The 26,413-nt window shown below is 49.5% G+C and carries 18 protein-coding genes and 1 pseudogene; 15 read left to right on the top strand and 4 right to left on the bottom strand.

The window, feature by feature from the left end; genetic code table 11:
• From VIM72_RS14235 to VIM72_RS14195, 9 genes are all read left to right on the top strand, one after another.
• On the top strand, positions 1-406 hold a 406-nt coding region (locus VIM72_RS14235), incomplete at its 5' end, for a hypothetical protein (protein WP_332003487.1).
• 11 nt (positions 407-417) lie between these two features.
• Complete coding sequence (locus tag VIM72_RS14230) at positions 418-3,279, top strand: DUF4157 domain-containing protein (protein ID WP_332003486.1); 2,862 nt, start codon at positions 418-420, stop codon at positions 3,277-3,279.
• 90 nt (positions 3,280-3,369) lie between these two features.
• A complete protein-coding gene (locus VIM72_RS14225; protein WP_332003485.1) occupies positions 3,370-4,245 on the top strand; it encodes a hypothetical protein in 876 nt (291 codons plus the stop codon).
• A gap of 13 nt (positions 4,246-4,258) precedes the next feature.
• The gene (locus VIM72_RS14220; protein WP_332003484.1) at positions 4,259-5,620 is read left to right on the top strand and encodes a vanadium-dependent haloperoxidase; all 1,362 of its coding nucleotides are present in this window, start codon (positions 4,259-4,261) and stop codon (positions 5,618-5,620) included.
• 4 nt (positions 5,621-5,624) lie between these two features.
• The gene (locus tag VIM72_RS14215) at positions 5,625-6,395 is read left to right on the top strand and encodes a ParA family protein (protein ID WP_332003483.1); all 771 of its coding nucleotides are present in this window, start codon (positions 5,625-5,627) and stop codon (positions 6,393-6,395) included.
• Between the two features lie 5 nt (positions 6,396-6,400).
• The gene (locus VIM72_RS14210) at positions 6,401-7,126 is read left to right on the top strand and encodes a DUF4157 domain-containing protein (protein ID WP_332003482.1); all 726 of its coding nucleotides are present in this window, start codon (positions 6,401-6,403) and stop codon (positions 7,124-7,126) included.
• A complete protein-coding gene (locus VIM72_RS14205) occupies positions 7,123-8,511 on the top strand; it encodes an ATP-binding protein (protein ID WP_332003481.1) in 1,389 nt (462 codons plus the stop codon). Before VIM72_RS14210 ends, VIM72_RS14205 begins: the two co-directional genes overlap by 4 nt.
• Positions 8,512-8,635: 124 nt before the next feature.
• Complete coding sequence (locus VIM72_RS14200) at positions 8,636-10,336, top strand: GMC family oxidoreductase (protein ID WP_332003480.1); 1,701 nt, start codon at positions 8,636-8,638, stop codon at positions 10,334-10,336.
• 87 nt (positions 10,337-10,423) lie between these two features.
• A complete protein-coding gene (locus tag VIM72_RS14195) occupies positions 10,424-11,293 on the top strand; it encodes a glycerophosphodiester phosphodiesterase family protein (RefSeq protein WP_332003479.1) in 870 nt (289 codons plus the stop codon).
• 5 nt (positions 11,294-11,298) lie between these two features.
• Here the strand turns inward: VIM72_RS14195 and VIM72_RS14190 are convergent, their stop codons facing one another.
• Together VIM72_RS14190 and VIM72_RS14185 are read right to left on the bottom strand one after the other, a co-directional pair.
• Positions 11,299-11,934, bottom strand: coding sequence for a response regulator transcription factor (locus VIM72_RS14190; protein WP_332003478.1), 636 nt, complete (start codon positions 11,932-11,934; stop codon positions 11,299-11,301).
• Entirely contained in the window at positions 11,924-13,915 is a 1,992-nt protein-coding gene (locus VIM72_RS14185; RefSeq protein ID WP_332003477.1) for a sensor histidine kinase, read from the bottom strand. Before VIM72_RS14185 ends, VIM72_RS14190 begins: the two co-directional genes overlap by 11 nt.
• Positions 13,916-14,140: 225 nt before the next feature.
• Here VIM72_RS14185 and VIM72_RS14180 point away from each other — a divergent pair, with 225 nt between their 5' ends.
• Positions 14,141-14,527 (top strand): hypothetical protein, encoded by a 387-nt coding sequence (locus VIM72_RS14180; protein WP_332003476.1) that lies wholly within the window; start codon positions 14,141-14,143, stop codon positions 14,525-14,527.
• 260 nt (positions 14,528-14,787) lie between these two features.
• On the opposite strand, the gene VIM72_RS14175 is transcribed toward VIM72_RS14180, so the two are convergent.
• Together VIM72_RS14175 and VIM72_RS14170 are read right to left on the bottom strand one after the other, a co-directional pair.
• Positions 14,788-15,537 (bottom strand): LytTR family DNA-binding domain-containing protein, encoded by a 750-nt coding sequence (locus tag VIM72_RS14175; protein WP_332003475.1) that lies wholly within the window; start codon positions 15,535-15,537, stop codon positions 14,788-14,790.
• 12 nt (positions 15,538-15,549) lie between these two features.
• Positions 15,550-16,662: a sensor histidine kinase gene (locus VIM72_RS14170; RefSeq protein ID WP_332003474.1), complete on the bottom strand. Its 1,113-nt coding sequence runs from the start codon at positions 16,660-16,662 to the stop codon at positions 15,550-15,552.
• A gap of 249 nt (positions 16,663-16,911) precedes the next feature.
• Here VIM72_RS14170 and VIM72_RS14165 point away from each other — a divergent pair, with 249 nt between their 5' ends.
• The 5 genes and pseudogenes from VIM72_RS14165 to VIM72_RS14145 form a co-directional block, all read left to right on the top strand.
• Positions 16,912-19,119: a TonB-dependent receptor domain-containing protein gene (locus tag VIM72_RS14165; protein WP_332003473.1), complete on the top strand. Its 2,208-nt coding sequence runs from the start codon at positions 16,912-16,914 to the stop codon at positions 19,117-19,119.
• Between the two features lie 152 nt (positions 19,120-19,271).
• On the top strand, positions 19,272-21,122 hold the full coding sequence (locus VIM72_RS14160; RefSeq protein WP_332003472.1) for a sigma-70 family RNA polymerase sigma factor: 1,851 nt from the start codon (positions 19,272-19,274) through the stop codon (positions 21,120-21,122).
• Positions 21,123-21,251: 129 nt separating this feature from the next.
• Positions 21,252-22,220 (top strand): FecR family protein, encoded by a 969-nt coding sequence (locus VIM72_RS14155; protein WP_332003471.1) that lies wholly within the window; start codon positions 21,252-21,254, stop codon positions 22,218-22,220.
• Positions 22,221-22,390: 170 nt separating this feature from the next.
• Complete coding sequence (locus VIM72_RS14150; RefSeq protein ID WP_332003470.1) at positions 22,391-25,555, top strand: TonB-dependent receptor; 3,165 nt, start codon at positions 22,391-22,393, stop codon at positions 25,553-25,555.
• Between the two features lie 94 nt (positions 25,556-25,649).
• Positions 25,650-26,413: pseudogene (locus VIM72_RS14145) on the top strand (hypothetical protein); the annotation flags it as partial.

The following is a 26,413-nucleotide window of genomic DNA, read 5'->3' as shown; positions in this document are numbered from 1 at the left end:
GTCTAACACAGGTCCCGGCACTACGAAAGGAAAGGTGGCCATCAGGGACCGGCCAGGGGCCGTTTTTCCACTGCATTATCCCGATTCAAAAACAGGGCCTTTTCATCTTACGCACTACTTCTGGCTGATGGATTTTACCGTGGTACTTGGCGTTAGGGAGATGGGAGCTTTCATTCCATTGAACCACGCCTTCTGGAGCGTGGCCGGATCGGAAAATGTGGATGTTAAAAAGAAGACGGTAAACGGGATGGCGCCTATTTCGGTGACCGGCGACTGGCAACAGGGCGCACCGCCGGGATTAAACCTGGAAGCCATCTATGCCGGTCCAACCTGCCGGTACGTAAGAAGATCAGAACAGGTTACCGGCAGAACGAATGTGTGCAAACCAATTGAAACGATGGTCTAAAAGTTTTAACAGTGGCAGGAACTACGCAAATACAATCCCCGGGATTAAAATCATCCGCACCCCAGCAGCGGGAAGGGCCTTTCTTTGGCGCTACTCCCGCAAAGGATCCTTTCTTTCAGCCGGTGATACAAACCAAACATCAGCAGGGAGAAGAAGAAGGCGCCCTGCAACGCGAGGCCACCGGTACCGGCGTACCGGAAGTAACGCCGGCAGTAGAACAGCAGCTCTCGCAAAGCAAAGGCAGCGGAGCGCCAATGCCTTCCCGCCGCAATGAAGAAATGAGCCGCGCTTTTGGTAAAGACCTTAGTGGTGTAAGGATCCACAACGATGCCCGCGCTGCTGATATGAGTAACCAACTGCAGGCAAAAGCATTCACCCACGGGAAAGATATTTATTTCGGGGCTAACCAGCATAACAATACAACGGCAGGAAAACATTTGCTGGCGCATGAACTCACACATGTGGTACAACAGGCGCCGGCGCAGATGATTTCCCGGGTGCCATTGCCTTATGTTTATTCCAAAGTAGAAAGAAAAAAGAAGAAAGATATTCTGGGAGATGGAACTGCCGCCAACACAGGGATCACACTTAACGAGTTTAAGAGTTATACCATGCGGCAGGCCGATTGGTTTGCACATCCGTCCCTGGCAAAAGCAGACAGGGACGCGCTGTGGGCAATTATCGCTAAAATAAACCTTGGCCCGCATATTCAGTCCGGCGCCGGCGATCTGAAACTGAAAGACCTGATACCACTTCCTGTTGCCGACTGGGCGGCATTAGCCACTTTCGGTCATGGTTGCCACCAGGATGATACCGTTATTATACTGAATACAACACCTCCAATGGCCCGGCGTATTGCCCTGGGAAATAAAATGCAGCAGATGGAAGCGCTGATTACCGGCAAAGTGATTAAAAGAACAGTGTCGGAAGATCAGCTCGCAGACGTGGAAGCTAATGCGCTTTTATGGACCAGGATCACTGATTACTGGAACCTCTTTCATCCCCACCTCCAAAGGGTATATCAACCTGGCCCGGGAGCAAGGGGATTAGAGTTCCAGAAGATAATCAATATGTTCACGGCAAAAGCACCGGTAGATTTCCTCGCATTACAGGGGCGTATACGTAACCTGCATCGTTTTGGTATACCGGCGCTGAATAAGTTAAAGAGTAATTTTACAGATCTGTCGCATACGCTGCCGCTGCACCTGATCATCCAAACGGGAAATGATGCCGGCGCTTTCCAGGATGCGGCGCCCAAATTCGAAGATGTAATCAATACTTCTCCCAACCTGGTGCTGATGCTGGAAGGCAGGGATTCACTGGCACAGATCCAGACGGAAATACCCATTCTTGCACAACGATATGGTAAGAAGGATGCCAAAGGTAATTTCAGTATAGCGCAGGTGATCATTGCCGGGCATGGTTCCCCGGAAAGTGTACAGCTGGCAGGCACCAGTGCGCCGGGCGTGGTAAAAGGACGCGTGGAATATACTACAGAAAGTCTTGATATCAGTAACGCCGCTGCAAAGGCCAAAACGCAGGCATTCCTGGATGTGCTGATACAAAACCTTGATCCTGCCACGGCAAAGATCGTATACGCGGGTTGCCTGGTTGGCGCGCATCCTGTACCACTGGGTACACCGGCGGCAGGCGTTCAGCCACATATTGCCGCTCATCCGAACCTCGGCGAGTTTACACAACAACGAGGCGCAGCAGCTGGCAAACCAGTGAAGGTGGAAGCAGCCCGCGCATCGGTGGCGCTGTCGGAAACCAGTTTAATGGACCCTGTTACAAAAGACCTGCATATCACTTATCCATTTGATCCGCAGGCGTTTGGCACTGCCGCTGCATACCTGGCAGCAGGCCATGAACCCGAAGGAACCATGAGGGCCGCCGTGGAAGTAGCCGCTACCAACCCGGTTGCCGCCGCCAATTTGCTTCGTGCCCGTTTAGGCTTTGGCGTTATATCGGATCCCTGGTGGGATCAGTGCGTGATTGCCCTGGTAAAGGCAGCGCTGGACGGCGTGCCTTTGGGCGGACCGGTAAGTCTTACCCGGCTGCTGGAACTGTCGGATGTAGCGGACCTGCCTTTCCTTGGTGGTTTTGGAACAGACTTTGGCATTTCTGCCGCGCATTTTGTAAACCGGGTGAACCCGCTGGTATCTGCACCGCTTATTTATCGCGAAGCGCTGAATGTACCTTTGATGCTTGCGCCTGGAACAATAGACCACCGGCTTGGCAGGTTCTTTATGGAGCAGGGATGGTATAGCCTGGATGCCGGAAGGGAAGCGCCTTTCATCGCATTCCTGAACGCTACGCCTGCCGATTTTATGCGGCAAATGGAAATTCACCTCGACAGGGCGGCTATTGGTAAATATGACGCTACCCTGTTTGCGCCCGCCGCCGCTCATACCCCCGGCAGGATTAAGCTGGCCCTCGCCTGGCTCCACCAGGACGACACCAATGCTTTAGTCCGCACATTTTTCGATACAGAAATCACCGACACCGCAGCAGGCCCGGTACTTTCAGCTGCCGTAACTGCACAACTGGCAGGAAGGGGCCCTGATGAAATATTGGATCCCCTGGGCCGCCTCGCGCCCCGCCCGCCGGGCGATAACCGCCCCCTGGCCAATGCACAGATACCCGGAAGAAAAAGGAATACTTTACTCATAGAACTCAAAGCGTATATCGCTACCGTAACCGCCGTAAAAAAACTCCCCGTATTCAGAGGCCCTGGGCCAAAACATACAGGCATCGGCTGGGTAAACCCGGGAGCTACCTTACAGGTGGCTGGCTTTACCGGCGGGTGGGCGGCTTTTGATTTTAAAGGCAGACTTGGATATGTAGATAAAACACAAATTACACCTCCTTAACAAAAAACTTTATACAAACATCCTGTAAATAAATGTTGTTACAGGAAGTAGTACAACGGTATCACATCTCCCGGAAACAAAAAGAAAAAAATGAAAGACTGGAAAACATTAACCGGTAACGGCGGCAACAAACTGGTGATCAAAGATCACTACTGTGTTGCTGCATCGATGTACCAGGTTACCGTCTGGAAAAATGAACAACCTCTTCTGCAGCATCATACAGATACGCCGCAGCCTGGATTCCCCACGCTCACCGGCGATCAGTTGTACCACGGCACCGGTATACTGGACCTGGCTGCCAATATATGGCACGAAATACCCGGTATGCAGGAGGCCATCAGAACGGCCGGTGGAAAATATGCCGTGTCTCACGGTAACGAATACACGCCATCCGTTTTTGCATGGGCTCCTGATGGCAGCGCCGTAGCGGTATCCGTAAAATGGATCGGCCATCCGGGGCCGCCTCCGGCAAAAGTGTTGCTGCTCAACAAAGAAGGGCACCTGCTGCAAACCCTGTGGGAAGACCAGAACCTGCCGGTGGCAGCCCTTCATATCAGCGATAAATGGATCCTTGCAGGCACGCCGCAGTTCCGCGTGTTCGATAAAGGAACCCTTAAAGCTACCATCCTCCCGGAACAACTGCCCGCCGTGAGAATTGAAATGACGGCAGATGAAAAACAACTGCTCCTGTTACAACATGATCACATCGGTCTTTGGGATATGGAAGCAGAAAAGGAAGTAAACCACTGGAAAGGAAACTGGAATGATGCCACTATTACACCCAACGGCAAATATATCATAGCCGTTGATGCCGGTGGAAAAGCATTCCTTATCAGTACCAGCACGCCACAGGAACAACAGCTGATAACCGCCCCGGGCGCTATCTTCTCCGTGGCGGCAGACAATGATTGCTTACTGGCCTTCTTTACACAAGGCGCTATTGTTAGGACTACTACTTTATTATAAATGAAAAGATGATATGTCGACCCCCGCAACACTCGTAGTGCAATGGAACCAGCTGGCAGTGGAAGCCATCCGCTGTGCGGCTGTTCCGCCGCCGCTGGCGGCACGCGCACTGGCTATGGTGCACACCGCCATGTACGATGCGTGGACTGCCTATAACCCCTGTGCCATCAGTACCGTTACCGGCGCTTATATCAAACGCCCCAAAGAGGAACATAAAGCCGCCTGGAAACGCAAAGCATACAGCTACGCGGCGTATCGTGTGCTCACGGAATTATTCTGGTTAATACTTCCCCCCGAAAATAAAAACATGTTCCGCGACATGATGCTGCACCTGGACTATGACCCTGCCATCACCACACTGGATATTTCCAAAGCCGCCGGTATCGGTAATCTTGTTGCCCGTTGCGTATTGGAAGCATTTGCCGGTGACGGCGCCAACGCATATGGTACCCTGCAAATGCCGGCATGGGCAGACTATACAGGATATAAACCCGTGAACACACCGGAACAGCTGAAAGAGCCTGCCCGCTGGCAGCCCCTGCCGGGCCCTGATGGTAAACCACAGCAATTCCTCACCCCGCACTGGTCGCTGGTACGCCCTTTTGCATTGCAACACCCCGAACAATTCCGCCCGCCTGCGCCTTTCCCGCCTGGCAGTATAGAATTCCAGCAGCAGGCCGATCAGCTCATCGCCATCAGTGCAGGGCTTACCGATCTGCAGAAAGTGATCGCGGAATATTGGTGGGACGGCCCGGGGACCGTAACGCCACCGGGGCACTGGTGCCAGGTGGCACAGTATATTTCCGGTCGTGATGAACATTGCAATCACCAGGACCTGAAAATGTTTTTTGCCCTCAGCAATGCTATGCTGGATACCAGCATCGCCTGTTGGGATAGCAAACGGCACTACGATGCAGTACGCCCTGTTTCCGCGGTACGTTACTTATACAAAGGGCGTACAATCAAGGCCTGGGGCGGCCCCGGACAAGGCGCTAAGGAAATAAAAGGAGAGGAGTGGCTCCCTTATCAGCCGCAGGCGCTGATCACACCGCCCTTTGCAGAACATGTATCAGGCCACAGCGCTTTCAGCAGCGCTGCTGCGCATATACTGGCCCGGTTCACCGGCGGCGATAAACTTGGCGCCACTGTTTTATGTAGCAAAGGCAGCTCACTGATAGAACCAGGGCTCACACCAGCAAGAGATATTTCGCTTAGCTGGAGCACTTTTTCAGAAGCGGCTGCACAGGCAGGATTATCGCGCTTATACGGCGGGATCCATTTCGCGCGCGGCAACCAGGAAGGGCAGTATCTCGGGCAGAAAGTAGCAAAGATCGTATGGGAAAAAGCAATTTATTTTTTCAACGGAACATTATGATTTTATGACAGTAATATCACTGGCTATCCAGAAAGGAGGCTCCGGCAAAACCACCACCGCTATTAATCTTGCTGCGGCTTTGCAACAGGCGGGAAAGAAAGTGCTGCTCGTGGATGCCGATCCCCAGGCCAACCTTACGCAGGCGCTGGGATATGCGGAAGACCCGGCACAACACCTGTACACCGCGCTGAAAAAAGAGATTGCAGGAGAAGAAGCGTTGTTGTCGCAGGTGATCCTTACTTCGCCCTGCGGACTGATGCTCATCCCTTCATCGCTGGACCTGGCCGCCGCAGAACTGGAACTGGTAGGCATGTACGGGCGGGAACAGGTATTCAGCTGGATGCTCAGGCCCCTGCTCCCGCAGTTTGATTTTATCCTGATCGACTGCCCACCGGCCATTGGGATGCTTACCGTAAATGCGCTGGTGGCCAGCGATTATGTACTGATGCCACTCCAGGCGGAGTTCCTGCCGCTGAAAGGCGTTCGCAGTTTTATGTATCATTTTGAGAATATAAAAAAGAAGCTGAACGCCAACCTGGAAGTGCTTGGATTTGTTTTAACAAAATACGATGACCGTAAGTCAATGAACCGGCAGGTATTGAAACAGCTGGAAACGGAATATAACGGCAAAGTAATGGATACCTATATCCGCTCCAATATCCAGCTGGCCAAAGCACAGGAAGCGGGTATGGATATTTTCAGCTTCGACCCGGTTTCACATGGGGCAAAGGATTACCGCCGCCTCGGAGAAGATTTTCTAAGCAGAATAAAATAGTTGTTATGTTTGATAGTAAACAATCTGTACCCGCCGCCGCCTCCGCAAAGGAGCCCTTCTTCAGCGGCGTGCAACAAAAAAAAGAGAATACCTTTTTTCAATCTAAGCTCTCGGTCAATACACCCGGTGATGCGTTTGAACGGGAAGCCGATGCGGTAGCGGATAAAGTGGTAAGCGGCAGCGGCGGCGCGGGACCGGTAGTCCAGAAAAAGGACATCACTTCCGTACAACGCCTCGCTACTGCTGAAGCGGAAGAAAAGTTAGGCACCAACGATGCCCGTATGCGCCGTGATAAAGACATTCAGACCAAGCCGGAACTGCAGCGTAAATGTGCCGCCTGCGAGCACGAGGAAGAAGGGCAGGTGCAAAAATCCGAAGCAGCTGCCGGCGGTGGCAGCACCTCCGCTTCGCCTCAGCTCTCTTCACAGATTGAAAGCTCCGCGGGTAAGGGCACTCGCATGAGCGCCCAAACGGCTCATGAAATGCAGCATAAGTTCGGCGTGGATTTCAGTGGTGTGAATATCCATACCGGCGCATCGGCGGTGCAAATGAGCAAAGAACTGGGGGCGCAGGCATTTACCCATAAGAACGATGTGTATTTCAATGCAGGAAAATATAATCCTGATACCAGCAGCGGCAAACACTTGCTGGCACATGAACTTACGCATGTGGTGCAACAGGGAGCCGCCAGAGAAAAATCAGCCACACAACCGGGAGGGACCACATCATGAGTAAAATAGCCACAAAGAAAACAACCGCAAAACAGAAAACAGTGGCAACACCAGTGGTTGCCACTCCCGCTATGGCGCCGGAACTGGCCTACCTGCAGGCGCTGATCAATTACCAGCTGGGCACTTATTTTAAAAAAGAAGGCACGCCCTCAAAAGCGCCACTGCTGCCGGACAGGGCTTCCTGGCAGATTGTACGCCCGGAAGCGATGCAGCATAAATGGAACGATGAGGAATTAACCCTGCTGCTGATAGCGCTGGTGCCACATATACTGCCGGAGTTTTACGACACGGCTATCCAGCAGTTCCTGCCCCAGGCGGGTGAATTTCCGCAGCTGGGCGGCATTCGCGGGAAACAATTCCGCGGCTTCCTGCCAACCGGGGAAACAGCCCTCTTCCTGCTGGCAGGCGATAACTGGAAGAAACGCCTGGAAATACAGGAACTGTTTGAACCGGATCATGATTTTGCACTTAAAAGAATTTTATGGCTGGAAGATGTGCAGGGCGGAGAGCCGCTGATGAGCGCACGTCTTATGATGGACATCGATTATGTGAATCTCTTTATAAAAGGAAAACATGGCAGGCCGCATTTCAGCATGAGCTTCCCCGCCAGGCTTATTGCCACGGAACTAACGTGGAACGACCTGGTGCTGGATGAATCCATCATGGCGCAGATCCGTGAACTGGAAACATGGCTGCATCACAACGATCAGCTGATGAACGACTGGGGCATGAAGCATAAGCTGAAGAAAGGCTACCGCGCCCTGTTCTATGGCCCTCCCGGTACCGGTAAAACTTTTACTGCCAGCCTGCTCGGGAAATATACAGGCAGGGATGTTTATAAAATTGACTTATCCATGGTGGTATCAAAATATATAGGGGAAACAGAAAAGAACCTCGAAACACTCTTTGCCAAAGCGGCCGATAAAGGATGGATCATTTTCTTTGATGAAGCGGATGCTCTCTTTGGAAAGCGCACCAGCGTAAGGGATGCACACGATAAATATGCTAACCAGGAAGTATCTTACCTGTTGCAGCGGATCGAAGATTTTAACGGCCTGGTGATCCTGGCTACCAATATGAAAAATAATATTGACGATGCCTTCATCCGTCGCTTCAATGCTATCATACAATTCCAGGTGCCCGGCGAACGGGAGAGGGCCGCTATCTGGCAAAAAACATTCCCGCCCAATGTGAGCTTCCAGGACGATGAAGATATTCCCGGCAAAGTGAAAAAGTATGAGATCACCGGTGGCAATATTATCAACGTGGTGCAATACGCCTGCCTGAAAGCCCTGGAACGTAAAACAGCAAAGGTTTCCCTGGATGATGTGGTCAATGGTATCCGCAAAGAAATGAATAAAGAAGGAAGATCGTTTATTGTTTAATATCTCTCCCGGTATGCATCACGGCATACCGGGATGTTTGTTAGCTCCTCTTCAACCGCCCATACCAATTATTCTTCCCCGTTCCTTTATTTTTCCTATTTTCCTTGTTATCAATTCTACGTGTATGATCAACTTAAACCTGAAAACAAAGGCGCAGCATACCTTTGACGCTATTGTAGTAGGCTCCGGTATCAGCGGGGGCTGGGCAGCCAAGGAACTGTGTGAAAAAGGACTGAAAGTGCTGCTGCTGGAAAGAGGAAGGCAACTGGAACATATCAAAGATTACACCACCGCTACCCAGGCGCCCTGGGAAACGCCGCATCGCGGCAGACTTACCCCCGCTCAAAAAAAAGAACATCCCTATCTCATACGGGAACGGGTATACTCCGAATTCAATGAGAGCTACTGGCTGAAAGATACGGATAGTCCATATACGGAAAAGAAACGGTTCGATTGGGCCCGTGCCGATATTGTAGGCGGCAGATCCATCATGTGGGGACGCGGATCCCTCCGGCTCAGCGATCTTGACTTTGAAGCCAACGCAAAAGAAGGTGTCGGGATCGACTGGCCTATTCGCTATAAAGACCTGGCCCCCTGGTATGATCATGTGGAAGCCTTTGCCGGCATCAGCGGCCAGGCGGAAGGATTGCCACACCTGCCCGATGGCGTTTTCCAGCCGCCTATGGAAATGAATTGTTTTGAGAAGGAAGTGAAAGCCAGGATAGAAAAGGCTTTCCCGGAACGACGCATGACCATTTTCCGTACCGCCAATCTTACACAGCCTATCGGCGACAGGGGCAAGTGCCAGTACCGCGACCGCTGCGCACGGGGATGCCCTTTCGGCGCCTATTTCAGCTCTCAGTCGTCTACCTTGCCCGCTGCTGTAAAAACCGGTAATCTTACCCTGCAAACAGATGCCATTGTGAACAGCATTATTTATGATGAAAGTAAAGGAAAGGCCACCGGGGTATGTGTCATCGACAAACATACCAAAGCAATAACGGAATACTTCGCCCGTATCATCTTCTTAAATGCTTCTACACTGGGCAGCACCTTTGTGCTCATGAACTCTGTATCCAATCGCTTCCCGCAGGGTATAGGCAATGATCACGGCGTGCTGGGCCACTATCTCATGGATCATCATTTTCACGCTGGCGCCAGCGGTATTTCAGAGGAGTTCGGCGATAAATATTATTACGGTCAGCGCCCCGCCGGTTTTTATATTCCCCGCTTCAGGAACATAGGGGCCGATAAACGCAGCTACCGGAGAGGGTTTGGATATACTGGTTATAGCAGTCGCACCGGCTGGTCAAGAGGCATTGCGGAACTTGGAATAGGAGGGGCGTTTAAAGATTATCTCACCGAACCGGGGCCCTGGCAAATGGGGCTCATGGGCTTTGGCGAATGCCTGCCCTATGAAGAAAACCAGGTAACGCTGGATCACAGTATTAAAGACGCATGGGGCCAGCCCGTGCTGCAGTTCAACTGCGAATTCAAAGACAATGAGCGGCAAATGCGGAAAGACATGGACCAGGACGCCGCCGCCATGCTGGAAGCAGCCGGGCTGAAAAACGTTACACCATTTAACAGGGACTCCTATCCCGGGATGGCCATACACGAAATGGGCACAGCGCGTATGGGACGCGACCCGCGTACTTCCGTGCTGAATGAATGGAACCAGGTGCATACAGCCAAAAATATTTTTGTAACAGATGGCGCCTGCATGACTTCCTCCGCCTGTCAGAACCCGTCATTAACCTATATGGCGCTCACCGCAAGAGCGGCGGATCATGCCGTGAAAGAACTGAAACGGCAACAACTGTAGGTTAACTTTCTATTAAGCCGGTACATATATTCTGCGAATTGATATACTTTCATCTTCTTTATCTCTCTGGAAAAATATAAGTACCTGATGAAACTATTAGTATTAGCCACCTTATGCGCAGGCGCGTTGTCGGTAGCCGCACAGCAGAAAGAACCCGTAGACGTTATCATCGATGAATTTTATCATCACCCGGAACATATTATGGTGGCGGCGCACCGCGCTTCGCACAATAAATACCCGGAAAATTCACTGGCTGCCGTAAAGGAATCCATTGAACAGGGAATTGATGTGGTGGAGATAGATGTACATGAAACAAAGGATCATATCCTGGTAGTAATGCACGATGCCACCATTACGCGCACTACCGGCAAACCGGGTAAAATAAAAGACTATACTTACCAGGAACTGCTGCAGTTTCCCCTGCTTTTTAACGGGCAACCTACCACGGAAAAGATCCCCACTTTTGAGCAGGTATTGCAGCTCGCCAAAGGAAAAATTATAGTAGATGTGGATTTTAAAGAGGACAACGAAGCTGCTGCCAAACATGCCTTTGCACAGATAGCCGCGCAGGGCATGGAGAAACAGGTGCTGTTCTTTATTTATGATCATCACCAGGCGCCCGTCCTGCACAGCTGGAACCCCAAGATCCCTGTTATGCCACGCGCGCACAGCGTAGAAGAAGTAGCTGAGATACAACAGATGGCCGCTAAACAGGGAAAGTTTCCCGTGATCCATGGCGATGATTCCTTTTATTCGGATTCTCTCGTAAAAAGTGTTACCGCCGCCGGCACACGGGTATGGATGAACGCTTTGGGCAAGTATGATAAACTGGAGTCGGCAAAGGAAAATGCCGGGTTTGACCAGCTGCGTAAGGATGCGGCGTATGCCAATGCATTGCAGACAGACTACCCGGAAAAACTACTGGCATACCTGCGCAAAAAAGGATTACACAAATAAAAGTTTTACAGCAATCCCTGCTGGGCGGCTACTTTAATCAGTGCCGCCACATTTCTTACCTGGAATTTCTGGATCAGGTTTTTCCGGTGCGTTTCTACCGTGAGCGGGCTCAGGTTCAGCTGCTGTGCAATATCGGGCGTGGTTTTGCCATCCGCTATCAACTGCAGTATTTCCTTCTCCCGTTTGGTTAGTTGGGGAATACCTTTTAACTCGCTGATGGAAGGGCGCGCCATGATTTCTTTGGCGCCCCTGCTGAAAGTGATCATCCCGCTGAGGGCTTCCTGTATGCAGGCGACCAGTTCTTCGGAAGATATATTTTTTAACAGGTACCCCGTTGCGCCGTTCTGGATCATTTGCAGGATCATGCTGCGCTCCGAATGATTGCTCAGCGCCAGTACATGCGTTTCCGGTGAAATAGCTTTTACTTCCCTGCACAACTCTATACCGTTGGCATCCGGCAGGGTAATATCCAGCAACAGTACATCTACTTTATTTTCTTTGAGGAAAGACATAAAAGCCATACCGGAAGTAAAACAGCCGGTAATTTGAATGCTCTTTACGTTGTTGAGCAGTTTTTGCAGCCCTTCAAGTACAATCGGATGGTCGTCTACAATGGCCAGTGTGGCGGGATCAATCAACATGTAATTCAATATTTATAGTGGTGCCTTCATTCACGGCAGAGTCGATATCTATTTTTCCTCTCAGGAATCCTACCCGGTTACGGATGTTGCTTAACCCGATCCCTTTTTCGTTGCCTGCCGCCTGCATGTCAAAACCCTTGCCGTTATCTTCCTGGGTAATAAAGAAGATGTGGTCGTTCTGGCTGCATTGCAATATAATATTACTGGCCTGTGCATGGCGGATGGCATTGGACAGCAGTTCCTGCACAATGCGGTAAATGTGGATCTGTACTTCTTCCCGCAGGGAATCCTCAAATCCCAGGTCCTGGAAATCGATCCGGGTATTTTCACTCATCAGTGATTCGCAGAGATCTTTCAGCGCGGTTTTTAAACCGAATTTCAGCAGGTTTACGGGCATCATGTTATGTGCAATACGCCGCAGCTCTGTAACGGAATGGTCCAGCTGCTGCGTGATCTTTTCCAGCTCAGCCCGCTGACCCGTGGAATAAGTGTCTTCAATTTGTGCAGAGAGATTTATTTTGGCGCCGGCCAGCATGCCTCCCAGGCCATCGTGCAAGTCCCTGGCCAGCCTGCGGCGTTCCTGTTCTTCACCCTGCAATACGGCCTGGCTGAACTGTAATTGCTGTTGCTGCTCTATTTCGTGCAGGTGTTGCCGGTAGCTCAGTTCTTTTTGTGCGGCCAGCTTTTGTTTGCTGCGGTATACAAACAATGCAAACAAAAGCACCACCAGTAAAATCACACTGGCAGCGCCCAGCAGCCAGTTGACCAGCCGGGAGTTTTTAGCATGCAACGCATCCTGGATACCTTTGGCTTTCAGCGCATCAATTTCTTTCTGCTTTTCAGCGTTGCGGTATTTTATTTCCATAGCATGCACATCATTGTTGAGCTGGGTCCGGGCCAGGCTGTCGCTCAGTTCACTGTAACGCTTCATCCAGGTGTAGGCGGGCCCCATCTGGTGCAGGTTTTCACAGGTAAGCGCCATGCCGTAGTATAACTGTTGCCGGTTAGTGACCAACTGCATCATTTCTTTCTGCTGCATCAGCAGGGTAGCCATTTCTTTTGCCTTTACAAAGTTGTTGTCGTTGAAATAGGCGTAGAACTGCTGCATCTGTAACCGCTGCTCTTCATACCGTAACCCTTTTTTCCTGGCCAGTTGTATGCCTTTGTCGAGGCTTGCAAGCGCGGCTTTGAATTTCCCTTCCAGGGTATAGTACATGCCTTCGGCAGCATAGTGATCCAGCAGGTAATCGGATTCGGGGAACGGCTCCAGCAGTTTCCAGGCGCTGTCCAGCGCCGGCCGGGCCTTGGCGTTCTGGGCGGACAATGAATAGTTTTCCGCAATGGTATGATAGGCGATTACCAGTTCATGGGAAGGGGAATGCGCATTCCTGAAGGTTTCTATGGCCTTCAGGCAATAAGTTTCTGCTTTATCGAACTGGCCGGCATTCTTAAATACAATACCCACTGCCAGGTAATCCTTTCCAACCAATGTTTGGTCGCCCGCCTGTTGGGCCAGTGGTATGGCCTTGTTCAGCAGGATATCTGCAAATGCTTTGTAGTTGTCTTTCCGCTGTGCAATAGCGCCATAGTCGTACCAGGCTTTAGACCGGAATGTATATGCTTCTGCCGTTTTAAACCTGCTGAGCAAGGTATCCGCTTTCATGAAGCTGGCCTGGCTTTTATCATAATCGCCCTTCTTCAGCAGGTTACCTTCATAGTAATGGTAAAGCGCCTGCAGGTAGGTATGCCGGCCACTATATTGTTTACCCTTTTCCAGGTATTGCGATGCCTTTAAAGAGTCTTTAGCCGCCCAGAATTCCGACAGGGAATAATTGGCCCGGGCACGGACGCTATCGGAGCCGGCCTGTTGCAATATATTTTCCAGGCTGTCGGTAAACGCTTTCTCATTCAGCAGGGGAGCCTGGGCTAAGCACCGGCAGCTTACTGCAAGCAGGAATACCAGGAATGATAATCTTCTCATAAAGGCCAAAATATAAAACAATTGTTTACACATGATCGTTGCCGGCAAAAATACCTGAAAACAGGTAGAAATAAATCATTGGATGCGGGTATTGTCCAAAGTCCGCGACAGGGGTACATTTGCGGTGATGCCGATAAAGGTTTTAACCATCTGTATTCTGTAAATTTTATAACAGGGAAGCCGAAAACTGTGCTTAAAAGAGTAGGCATTTTACAATTGTCATTTATGAAGATACTTAAAAAGATTTTGTTCCCGGTATTAATGGTAGCCACATTGTTTACAGCCTGCAAAAAGGACGACGACGACAAACCATCACGTACCTCTCACAAAGTAGTTTTTAAAGCGATTGGCTCCAGCGGGGTAACTTTAAGTCATGGCTTGTATGGTTGGGATCAATCCATAACCACGCTCTCCAACCTGACTGGAAACACCTGGACCAGCCCCGAAGTTACTTCACCGGCAGAAGCCATTAACCTGAATGTGCTGATCAACGCGCAGGCTACTTCATCTTCGGCTACGTTGAAAGTGCAGATTTTTGTAGACGGACAACTGAAAAGTGAGGGTAACTCTGCAGGCAGCGTGCTTTCTGCAAGCGCCAATTACAAATTTTAGTATTGAAGATATTGGAAAAAAGGTATAGCGGCAGATGTTTACCGGAGGCCGCTATTCTTTTTTCCCGGTTGCCCCGTTTTTGCGAGGATACTGTAAAGAACCTAACTGAAAAGGATACGAAATGATGCCGGCCGGTGTCGACCGCGGGGCAGGACTACAATTACATAATCAGATTTACTTTGAGTTGATGGCCTTTGAACTGTGCAGTTCAAAGGCTATTTTTTTCAGAAAGATGAGGTTACTTCGCTTATGGTATATTTTCATGAAAGGGGCGGCCGCGATACTTTATCCCACAACCTGTTCATCACTACCTGCTGGATCACCGCTTCCCGGTAGTTACGGCTGATAGGGATCTGGTGCGACTGGATACAGATCTCATTTCCCTGGATGCTGTCTATTTTATTGATCGCCACTATATATGATTTATGCACCCTGATAAACGCCTGTGGAGATAATTGCTCTTCCAGGTTTTTGAGGTATAGCAGCGTCATATATTTTCCCTTGCGGGTATAGATGCTTACATAGTTCTGCATGCCTTCCACGAAGAGGATGTCTTCTACCTGGATCTTTTCATAGCGGGTGCCGCATTTTATAAAGAAGTGATCCGGTGCCGCTTCCGTAAGCGGCGTATCAGTTTTCACAACAGGGTTTACCAGCTGGTGATAATCTCTTGCTTTGGTAGCCGATTTAAAGAACCGGTCGAATGTAATGGGTTTCAGCAGGTAGTCCAGCACATTCAGCTGGAAACCTTCCAGTGCATATTCGGGAAACGCCGTGGTGATGACCACCATAGGCGGGTGGGGGATCATTTTCAGGAAATCAATACCGCTCAGCTTGGGCATCTGTATATCGAGGAACAGCAGGTCGGCAGGCCGTTGCTTCAGCAGGTTGGCCAGCTCTACGGGGTTTTCACAAATACCGGTAAGCGTAAGGAAATCCACTTCTTTCACATAATTGGCGATGCCTTCCCTGGCCAGTGGCTCATCGTCGGTAATCACACAGTTGATCATGATAATATCATTTTAGGTAGACAGCAATTGCGGCGCCCGGGCGGATGCCAGCTGTAACTGCAGCCTTATTTCAAAGCTGCCGGCATCACGCAGGATATCCAGTTCATATTGCCCGGGATATACGAGATCCAGCCGCCGTTGTACATTTTTTAAACCGATCCCCCCATAATCAATAACAGGAACGCTGTATTCATCTGCGGCGCTGCTGTTGGCCACCGTAAATGCCAGCAGCGACCCGTCAAGCTGCAACGCTATCCTGATCCAGTTAGGCGCCCCGGCGTGTTTGGATACGTGCTTGAACGCATTCTCCACGAAGGTCATCAGGATAAAAGGAGCAATGCTTAAATGAGACACTGGTTGATGCTCGAAATCAAAAGTGACCTCCACATTACTGTTCAACCGCAGCTTTTCCAGTTCAATAGAATTTTCCAGGTAACCGATCTCTTTGCTGAGGGCAATCTGTTTATCATTGCATTCATACAGCTGGTAGCGCAGCAGCTCCGAAAACTTCGCCAGCGAAGCGGAAGCCACATCGGGATTTTTATGGATCAGGAAGAAGATCGAATTAATGGTATTAAAGAGAAAATGAGGATTAAACTGGTTCTTCAGAAAGTTAAGCTCTGTTTCCAGTTTTTCTTTTTCCAGCAGTTGCTGCCTTCTTTTTGTTTGCAGCCAGTTCCGGGTGAGCTTTATACTCATTGCCAGCGTCATACTGGCCAGGGTGGAAGGCAGGGCGTTGCCAAAGAAATGCAGGAAACAATAGTCTCCCGGTCCGAAAAGCGTTTCAAATGTTTTCCCTGATACCGCTGCGCAAAGGTAATACCCGCCAACAATAGCGCAGGCAGTGGCGCCGATGGTAAGTACCAGCAATGAGATGTAGACAGCGTACTTTCCCTTTTCCAGGTACTTTGGGATCAGGTAATACAGGTTGAAATATACCGCCGCCGCCTGGAAGATCACGTAAAACCCAAACTTGATATAGAAAGGAAATAAGATAATGGAGCTTGCAGCTTTCAATGGGTTCCCTATTGCCACTACCCACCAGAGATAATGGTAAAGACACCAGAAGGGGATGTGGTAAAGTTTATATTTCAGCAGCCAGTTCCGGCCTGTGGTTGTATTCAAGATATAACAAATTACCTGTTATTAAAGATAGTTACATTTTGCTGATTCTTTCCCTGTACTATATCAATGGCAGTAAATAAATGACGAGTAACCTATGGCGACCGGTGAATGGCGGTATTTCCGGTTTTTAGCAGTTTTTGCGGGGAAACAGCCCTTTTTGTGCAGGTGGTCAGTTTCCTGCGGTCCCTCGTCATTCGGGCTTTTACATCGCTGCAGATACCTGTTTATTTGCGGCATAAGTATTACCATATGCGTTACCTCCTTTATTCCTTATTCCTGTTGTTACCTGGTTCCGGTATACTTGCGCAGGCGGCAAAGCCGGATAGCCTTTCTTTAAAACAGCTGACCGGAGTAACGGTGCGCGCAGGCAGGCCTTTGCTCCGGCAACAGGCGTCCGGCGCTGTTGTCAATGTGCAGAGCAGCATACTTGCCAGGGGCAGTTCAGCACTGGAGGTGCTGGAACGTTCACCAGGCGTGTATATCGACCGGCGCACCAGCAACATTGCGCTTAACGGGAAAAACGGGGTAATGGTAATGCTGAATGGTAAGCTGTTGCGTATGCAGGCCGATCAGCTGATGGTGTATCTCCAGGGTATGACCGCCGCCGATATAGAAAAAATTGAACTGCTCAATACCCCTCCGGCAAAGTATGATGCCGCCGGCAACGCCGGTGTGATCAACATCGTGCTAAAGAAAAACCGCAACCAGGGTAATTTATCCCTTACCGCCGGTTATGGTTACGGCGAAAAAGCCGCCGCCAGTCTTAATTTCGGGCGCACTATCACGAATGCCGGTGTGTATGGCAATTATTCCTTTTCGCACGACAGGGGTTATTACGACTGGTTTGCCCGCGCTACCGATGATATGCAGCTCATTGGCGGTTCCAGCTCCTCTGATTATCTGAGTGTGATAAAACCGGTCAGCAACAGCCATAACCTGTTGCTGGGGACAGATGTGAACCTCTCTCCGCGCATGGTGGTGGGAGGCAGCATCAGTGGCAATATGAGCCGGGGGGCAGATCATACCGTTAATCATGGAGAATACCTGCTCAATAACGGTACCCGTTATACTACAGATGTAGATATCAGGGCAAACAACAACTGGGATAACATGGGCTTATCGCTGTATACCGAAAAGAAAATGCGGGAAGGGGAGCAGCTGAACATCGACCTTGATTATCTTTACTATAAGAACAACCGCCCGTCTGCCGCTACCAGTACATTTGCAGACAGTGCCGGTCATACACCCGGTACCAACGACACACTTTTTGCACCGGTGCAACAAACTTTTTCTGTGTCATCGATGCATATTGGCGTATTTAAAACGGATTACAGCAGGCAGTTATCTCCCAACATAAAAATTGAGACCGGCGTTAAAGGAACCTATACCAGCAACAACAGCCAATCCAGGATAGAAAGCCTGCTTGATGGGCACTGGGTAAGCAGTTCCGCCGCAGTTAACAATATTATTATGAAAGAAGCTATAGGCGCGGCCTATGGCTCCGTGGAAGCACAGCTGCACCCCTCGCTCCGGCTCAGTGCCGGCGTAAGATATGAGTATTCCAATACACAAATGGATGATCCGCAACATAAGCAGCCCATCAGCCACCGGGAATACGGTAAGTTTTTCCCGGGCATCTTTCTCACATGGAAAAGAAAGGATGCAGAATGGAACCTGTCGTATACAAAAAGGATCAGCCGCCCCGGTTACAACGACCTCGCTTCTTTTATTACCTATTCAGGGCCTACTTCCGTGGAAACCGGCAACCCGCAACTGAAGCCCACTATCACCAATAATATCAAGCTGGGATATAACTGGAACGGCTACTCGCTTTCCCTGCTTTACAGCCACGATGATGCTCCCATGGCCCGTTACCAGCTTACGCCCAATCCAACAGGTGAAGTAATATGGGTATCGCCCCAGAACCTGGTATTCCAGAAAAATCTTTCGTTGCAGGTATTGCTGCCCTGGAAAATAAACGGATACTGGGAGATGAACCTGGGGTTTACCGGTGGCTGGCGGCAGTTTAAACTTGACTTCACCGCCACGCCGGTGCAGAAGGATTACTTTGGTTACAACGCCAGTTTCTCCACTGCGGTAAAACTGCCCGCACACTTCGCCCTGGAAATCTCAGGGTGGTACAACAGCACTTCCTACGACGGCTCCAAAAAAGCAGATCCTTTTGGCGCATTGAATGCAGGCCTTAAAAAAGAGCTGAAGAAAAACGGTGGCGCCCTGCAACTAACGGTAACGGATATACTACGTACAGTGCGTATCAACAGTTACCTGGGCACCCTGGCCGGGGAAGCATTTAACCTCAAAAGTAAAATTACCTTTCATGCAGAATCGGGCAAGGCGCAGATCATTAAACTCACCTGGGCCAAATCCTTTGGCGCCGGCCAGCAGCGGAAACAAAGGAACCGTACCGTGGAAGAAAGCAGCCGGGTGAGGAAGTAGCGCCCGGTGGTATTCTTCCAATTACCAATACTATATAAATGAATTATTTTATATAATTATAACCCCTTTACCCGCTTTATCTTCAAAAATAAATACCCGGTTTAACATTGCGTTAATAGTAGGGCCTTATTTTGGTTCCATATTTTAACATGATGTCTGCAGAGATATTTTTTATCAGGTTGTATAATGTTAACTACCAGAAAGTTTATGACTTTGCTTATAAGCTTTGCGGTGACCGCCATCGTGCCAAAGACATAACCCAGCAATGTTTTCTCCGCCTCTGGGAAAAGATAGATACCATCAGCAGTGAATCAGAAGATATATTCCCCCTGTTGTTTGTAATAGCCAAGCGGGTAGTGATCGATGAAAGCAGGAAAGCCACTACTTCTGCGTTAGCCCATAAAGACATCTATCATACCAGCTCGGGCACTATTGATGAAACTGAAAGCCGGATGCATTATAAACAACTCAGGCACCGCCTCAGCAATGTGCTGCAGTCGCTCCCCGATAAGCCCCGCAAGGTATACCAGTACCGCGACTCCGGTTATTCCCACAAAGAAATTGCAGACATGCTGAACATCTCCGTTACCACAGTGCGTACCCACCTGAGAACCGCTACGCACCTGATCCGTAAAAATATCGGGAACACCACTATCATTGCTGCCATCAGTTGTTTGCTCTGGGCATGCGGGAAAGATAAAGATCCAGCAACACCCACCGGCCCTGTAACCAACGCGGAAGTAAACCGCTGGATACTGGACAGCATGAACTATTTCTACTATTGGAAAGATGGACTGCCGGCTACGCCGGATGCATCGGCAGAAGCCACGGCCTGGTTCGGGCAGCTGAAAAATACGGCCGACCGCTTCTCTATTATATATGACCCCGCAGTACCCGCATCCTATCCCGCAGGCCTGCGTAGCATATATGGTATGGAAGCCTCAGTGATCGCTTATCCCAAAGCGCCCGGAGGCGCACTGGGAGTGGTACAACTGGTACAACCCGGATCGCCTGCGGCATCAAAGGAACTGAAACGAGGCCAGCTCTTTACCCGCATTAACGGTACCCTGCTGAGCGCCGGCAATGCCGCTTCACTGCTGGCAAAACTGGTAACAGATAAAAAGGCCGATCTCACCATGGCCACCCTGGGAACAGACGGGGCCATCACTGAAACCACCGTGCAAAAAATAAACGCCGGTGGTATCACACAGGAGCCTGCCGTACAGCAATCGGTAGTGCTTAACACCACGCCTAAAACTGCTTATCTCTGCTTCAACTATTTTGATGATGCACAAAGTGCGGCATTGCTGCAAACATTCAGCGCCTATAAACAACAGGGCGTACAACAACTGGTACTGGACCTGCGCTACAGCCCGGGCGGAAGCACTGCAATGGCAGCTGTACTAACGGCGCTTATCGGTAACAATATTGATGCAGGAAGCGTTTTCGCCAGGTATATCGGCAACAGCCGGCTGGGTAACCGGACCATGACCTTCGGGCAAACAATGGCGCTCCCGGAAAGCGGTATCGCTGTTACGTTCGACCAGGTGAAGCCCGCACAGCTGCGGTTAAGCAAGGTGTATATATTAACAGGCCCGCATACCGCCTCTGCCGCGGAAATGATCGTTAATAACCTTAAACCCTATACGAATATTGTGCAGATTGGTGGTACCACCCTGGGGAAAGACGAAGGCATGATCACCATTGCCGATGGCCGCAACCCCAAACGCATTCCCTGGGTACTGATGCCCATCACCTATAAATTACAGAATGCAAACGGAGAGGGTGGATATAATAAAGGCATTGTACCGGCTTACCAGGTAGATGAACTTGGCGCCTTACCCCTGCAACCGCTGGGTAACACGGCAGACCCGCTCACCGCGAAAGCGCTGGAGCTGATAGGCGTGGCCGGCGGGCGTATTTCCCCCAACCCTTTAACGGCTGTTAAAAATGCCGCCATATCCCCTGCTATGGCGCATCCTGTATTGATCAACCACCCCTGAACAGACCTTTGAGCCCGTTCCAATGTTACCAAAATGTGAATTCCGTTTTTTTGTCTACTCACTTTTTTATCCCCGTTCGTACTGTATGTATAGTGTTGGTATTTAGTTCTGTCATTCAAAATAAAACAGGTGATCACAAAGCAATTACTGGATCGATATTTTAAACAGCAATGTTCTGCGGAAGAAAGGATCATTGTTGAAGCCTACCTGCAGGGCACGGATCACACCCTGCTGGATGAATTTTTATATGGTAAATGGGCAGAAGCTGCTGCCGGGCCCACTATCCAGGTAGTGCCGCCAGCCATAGAGCTACCGGCACGTACCAAAGTACGGCATATGGGGCTTAAATGGGCGGCAGTATTCACCGGTATGCTGCTGCTTTCCGCTGCTGCTTATTTCCTGTTCCTTATGAATGGAAAAAAGATACCGGTAAATCCTATTGCCCGCACACAGTGGAGAGAGCTGAACAATCACGGTAATGATATCAGGTCGGTGTTAATGGGAGACGGTACCCGCATATGGCTGAATAAGAATGCGGTGCTGCGTTATCCCGACAATTATAACGATGTATCAAGAGAGGTGGAACTGGTGGGAGAGGCCTATTTTGAAGTGGCACAGAACAGCCGTTTACCTTTCCGTGTACATACGGCGCATGTAACTACCACTGCATTGGGAACGGCTTTTAATATCAGCGCACTCACCCTGCAGGACACCGCTATCTGTATCAGTTTACTGGAAGGGAAAGTAGCCGTGGCCCTGGCCGACAGCAGCGATACGCATGTACTTACACCGGGAATGGCCGTGAACTTTGAAGGAAACAAAATGTGGAAACCCATAAAAGACAGCACCGTTTTTAACGCCACCGGCTGGATGAAAGATAAGATCTATTTTAACAACGCCACGTTAAAAGAGGTATGCAGAAAGCTATCCTGGCAGTACGACGAAAAGATCATAGTGGAAGGAGAAGCAGCCCGGCAAAGGATCTCAGGCATCTTTAATACATCAGATGATTTCAAAACAATTGTAGCAGCCATCACCTACGTGCACAAGCTACAGGTGAAATATACACCAGAAGGGTGCAGGATCAATAAGAATTAAATATATACCGGTTCACGTTTAATCCGTCAGCAGTTAAACCTGCTGTGTAGCTATACTATTGCCCATGAGGGCCATTTTAAAAACAATAAAAAGTTATACGATCGATGAGGCCATTTGTACGCAGATTATGCTTAATGATGTGTTTTATTTCATTATTCAACCATTCACTTTTGTACGCTCAGCAATACCAGCGGTTATCAGAAACGGTAAAACTTCCTGCAGGAAAACAACCGGTGAAAGATATCCTGAAGTTATTGCAGGAACAGGGAAATTACCGGTACCTGTACGATCCCGCACAAGTGGAAGCGTTAAGTATTAATATTCCCAAAGGCGCCCTTTCTTTATCCGGGTTATTGCAATTACTGGATCAGCAGCTCCCGCTGGATGTGGAGCTGAAAGATAATATCATCGCCATCAGAAACGAAGACCGTAAAGCCGCTACTGCTAATAAGGTGCAAACAGGCACCTTGCAGGGAAAGATCTTTAACGACCAGAATGAATCTATTCCCGGTGTTACGGTTTTTGCCGGTGACAACAATCATGTAACCACTTCCCGCGTTGACGGTACCTATAGTATTCAATTGCCGGAAGGCTCGTATAACGTGCGTTTCAGCCACCTGGCTTTTTCACAGTCGAGCTTTAACAACGTAGTGGTAAAAGCAGGTAAAGTAACTTTGAAAGATGTAATGCTGTCTACTTCTTCCTCCAATCTGAAAGGAGTGACCGTAAGTGCGGCGGCAAAGCGGGAAACGATTTCCGCCCTGTACAATAAACAGAAAAATGCAGCCGGCTTATCAGACGGTATCAGCGCAGAACAAATTGCACGCACTCCTGATAAAAATGTGGGAGAGGTGCTGAAACGTATCAGCGGGGTTGCAGCGGTGGATAATAAATACATCGTGGTACGCGGCATGAGCGAACGTTATAACGCCGCCATGCTCAATGGCCAGATCATGCCCAGCACAGAGCTGAACAGGAAGAATTTCAGCTATGATATCATTCCGTCCAATATCATTGATAACATCACAGTATATAAAACGATCACGCCGGATATGAGCGCAGAGTTTGGCGGCGGACTGGTGAACGTGGAAACCAAAGCCATTCCCACGGAAAATTTCTTTACGGTTTCCATCGGCGGCAGCATCAACGATAACACTACCGGTAAAGCATTCAACAGCCTGGAAATAGGCGGTAGCGAATATCTTGGCAAACCTTCTTCTCATCGCAACCTGTTTGGAAAACTGGACTGGAAGAACCTGGATGATATCCTGGCTAACACCAATCCCGGTAGCACAGGCGGCCATATACTCAAAGACCCGGCTGCCATTTCCAACAACTGGAAAATATACGACAGGAAGGCGCATCCTTCACAAAACTACCAACTGGGCTGGGGGCATGTGATGAACCTGGGTAATGGCAGGCAACTGGGCCTGATAGCCAGTGTCAGCTATCGCAACACTTTACAGACGCAGGATGTACGGATGGGAGGGAAGGATGGATATATGTATGATCCCAGCAAAATAGACAGAAGCGACTCTATTCTTTTCAGAGGCAAGCAATACGGCTTCTCCACAAATATGGGCCTCCTGGCGGGAATAGGTTATAGCGCCGGCAAACATAAAATAAGCCTGCAAAGTCTTTATCTGAATACATTGGATCAGCAGCTGCTCATGGGGAAAGGCATAGATGGTAGTGGTATTGGAGCTGGCCCTGAGTCGATGCCAATAATTGGTTTTTATGATAACGTACAATGGACCAAACTATGGCAAACGCAGCTGAAGGGAGAACATGCCGTTGGTGGTAAAGGTATCAAAGTGCAATGGACTGGTACTTATGTTCACCTGGACAGGCAACGCCCGGACAACCACTACCTGCGTTCAGCGGCGCCGCCTGATAGTCTTACCACTTCGCCTATTATGATGATAGGTCCCCCTCAGTCACGCGGCATCGATGGCGCAATGCGCTGGTGGACTCGTGCCTATGAATCAGACCTGAACTGGGACCTGAATACGGTAGTGCCTTTCCGTTTTAATATCGGGAACGCTACAGTTACCAATACTTTTAAAGCAGGATACGCCGGCTGGTACAAAGACCGCTCTTTTTACGTAGCCCGTGCCGGAAGCGGCGGATATGCTTCCAAAGTTCCTCAGCCAATAGACTATTTCTTTAATCCTAAACACGAGGACTATAAGTTTGCCTTTGACGACTTCTCAGATGATTTCCAACGTAATGCTGCATTACACGCTGTTTATGGTATGTTTGACCATAAACTGGCCGGTAAACTCAGGCTGGTATGGGGAATAAGGGCTGAATATTACGATATTAACCGCATCAATGAAGTGCTGGAGAAAAGTATCGGTGAAATTACAAACAGGGATGCCTACGATCTGAGCGCGCTGTACAACCGGGAGAAGAACTGGAACCTGTTCCCTTCAGCCAGTCTTACTTACAGTCTTACGCCAAAAATGAATTTTCGCGCCACCTATGCCCAGAGCATTATCCGGCCGGACCTGCGTGAACTGTCTTACTTCAGCGAATATGATTTTGAACTGGGAGGAGAATATAACAGTTCAACGCCTATCGTGTCCAGCAAATTAAAGCACCTGGATTTCCGGTATGAATATTACCCGGGCCCCGGTGAAATTATGTCCCTGTCCCTGTTCTACAAGAAGATTGATAACCCGATGGAGATCTTCCAGTCAAACGCAGTGAATGAGTTCTCCCTGCGTAATAATCACCTGGCGGAAAATCGCGGAGTAGAAGTGGAAATACGGAAATCGCTGGCTTTTACTGATGTACCGGTGATCCGTAATATCACCTTATATGGCAATGGAACCAGGCTGTTTTCACGTGTGAGAAAAGCCGTGGATCCTAAATATGTGGAAGAACCCGAGGGATCAAAGAAAATGATACTGAAACAGGAGATAGGAAATTGGGAAGACAGGCCACAACAGGGCGCCAGCAACTACATGATCAACGGCGGCGTGTATTACGATGTGAAGTTTATATCTGTGAGCCTCCTGTACAATTATGTGAGCAACCGCCTGTTTATGCCTAACCAGAATGCCTACCAGTCTTATTATGAACGCCCTGCGGAAGCGCTTGACGGGCAAATAGCTTTTCATTTGCTGAAAGATAAAATGTTGTTCCGTGCCAATATCGGCAACCTGTTGAACAGCTATTCTATTATATATCAAAATGCGGGAGATGGAGATATGGGAGAAGGAAAGAAGCATCCTGTAAAAGATCTCTTATATCAGAAGGATAAAGACCTTTTGTTTTATCAGGCAAAACCAGGCAGGACTTACAGTTTCACGTTGGGATATAGTTTCTAACAAGACAGGAATTATCGTTTAACCAGCATGTATTCATACCGGTATATACAGTTTCAATCATTGTTATTATTTTCTAATTTAAATCCTTTATTTGATGACCAGGTTTAACCTCTACGCCGCAGCTGCAACTATCCTGGCTGCCAGCGTGTTCACAGCATCCTGCAAAAAAGACGCACAACAGGCTAACCGCCCCGTGAGCGCAACCCAGATTGTGCCCGCAAACGGATCTACCCTCAGTGGTATCTTAGGCACCGGAAAAACAGTACGTGATACCATTCACCTTACAGGTGGTACTTACCTGCTGAGCGGACTGGTATACATCGATACCCTCGATGTGATCCAGATCGACGCCGGTTCCGTTATCAAAGGTATCCCAGGTACTCCGGGTGTTACCCCGGGCGGTGGTCTGGTAATTTCCCGCGGCGCTAAAATTGAAGCCAACGGTACTGCTACTTCACCGGTTGTATTTACTACCAACAGCACATCTCCTGCCGCTGGTCAGACTGCCGGTATCATCATCCTCGGAAGAGCTACTACCAACAATGGCGATACTGCCAAAGTAGAAGGTATTGGCGGTATTCCTCCGTTGACTCCTTATTATGGTGGTTCTGTTGATACAGACAATTCAGGCCGACTGAAATATGTTCGTATCGAGTACGCAGGTTTTGAGCTGGCTACAGACAACGAAATCAACGGTCTTACCCTGGCCGGCGTTGGTAGCGGAACTGAAATCGACTACGTAGAAGTGTACAAAGCTGCTGATGATGGTATCGAATTCTTCGGTGGTACTGTAAACGCAACACACGTAGTAATTGTTAACCCGCTGGACGATGGTCTGGATTTTGACAACGGTTACCG

Origin of the sequence: Chitinophaga sp., from assembly GCF_036569185.1 — a bacterium.
Lineage (GTDB): Bacteria > Bacteroidota > Bacteroidia > Chitinophagales > Chitinophagaceae > Chitinophaga.
Note: the sequence above shows the minus strand (reverse complement) of the source record. Positions and strands in the feature narration are given on the sequence as shown.

Excerpts from the sequence above, each read along its gene's own strand:
- VIM72_RS14225 (WP_332003485.1), top strand. The coding sequence starts at position 3,370 with ATGAAAGACTGGAAAACATTAACCGGTAACGGCGGCAACAAACTGGTG.
- VIM72_RS14220 (WP_332003484.1), top strand. The coding sequence starts at position 4,259 with ATGTCGACCCCCGCAACACTCGTAGTGCAATGGAACCAGCTGGCAGTG.
- VIM72_RS14215 (WP_332003483.1), top strand. The coding sequence starts at position 5,625 with ATGACAGTAATATCACTGGCTATCCAGAAAGGAGGCTCCGGCAAAACC.
- VIM72_RS14210 (WP_332003482.1), top strand. The coding sequence starts at position 6,401 with ATGTTTGATAGTAAACAATCTGTACCCGCCGCCGCCTCCGCAAAGGAG.
- VIM72_RS14205 (WP_332003481.1), top strand. The coding sequence starts at position 7,123 with ATGAGTAAAATAGCCACAAAGAAAACAACCGCAAAACAGAAAACAGTG.
- VIM72_RS14200 (WP_332003480.1), top strand. The coding sequence starts at position 8,636 with ATGATCAACTTAAACCTGAAAACAAAGGCGCAGCATACCTTTGACGCT.
- VIM72_RS14195 (WP_332003479.1), top strand. The coding sequence starts at position 10,424 with ATGAAACTATTAGTATTAGCCACCTTATGCGCAGGCGCGTTGTCGGTA.
- VIM72_RS14190 (WP_332003478.1), bottom strand. The coding sequence starts at position 11,934 with ATGTTGATTGATCCCGCCACACTGGCCATTGTAGACGACCATCCGATT.
- VIM72_RS14185 (WP_332003477.1), bottom strand. The coding sequence starts at position 13,915 with ATGAGAAGATTATCATTCCTGGTATTCCTGCTTGCAGTAAGCTGCCGG.
- VIM72_RS14180 (WP_332003476.1), top strand. The coding sequence starts at position 14,141 with ATGAAGATACTTAAAAAGATTTTGTTCCCGGTATTAATGGTAGCCACA.
- VIM72_RS14175 (WP_332003475.1), bottom strand. The coding sequence starts at position 15,537 with ATGATCAACTGTGTGATTACCGACGATGAGCCACTGGCCAGGGAAGGC.
- VIM72_RS14165 (WP_332003473.1), top strand. The coding sequence starts at position 16,912 with ATGCGTTACCTCCTTTATTCCTTATTCCTGTTGTTACCTGGTTCCGGT.
- VIM72_RS14160 (WP_332003472.1), top strand. The coding sequence starts at position 19,272 with ATGTCTGCAGAGATATTTTTTATCAGGTTGTATAATGTTAACTACCAG.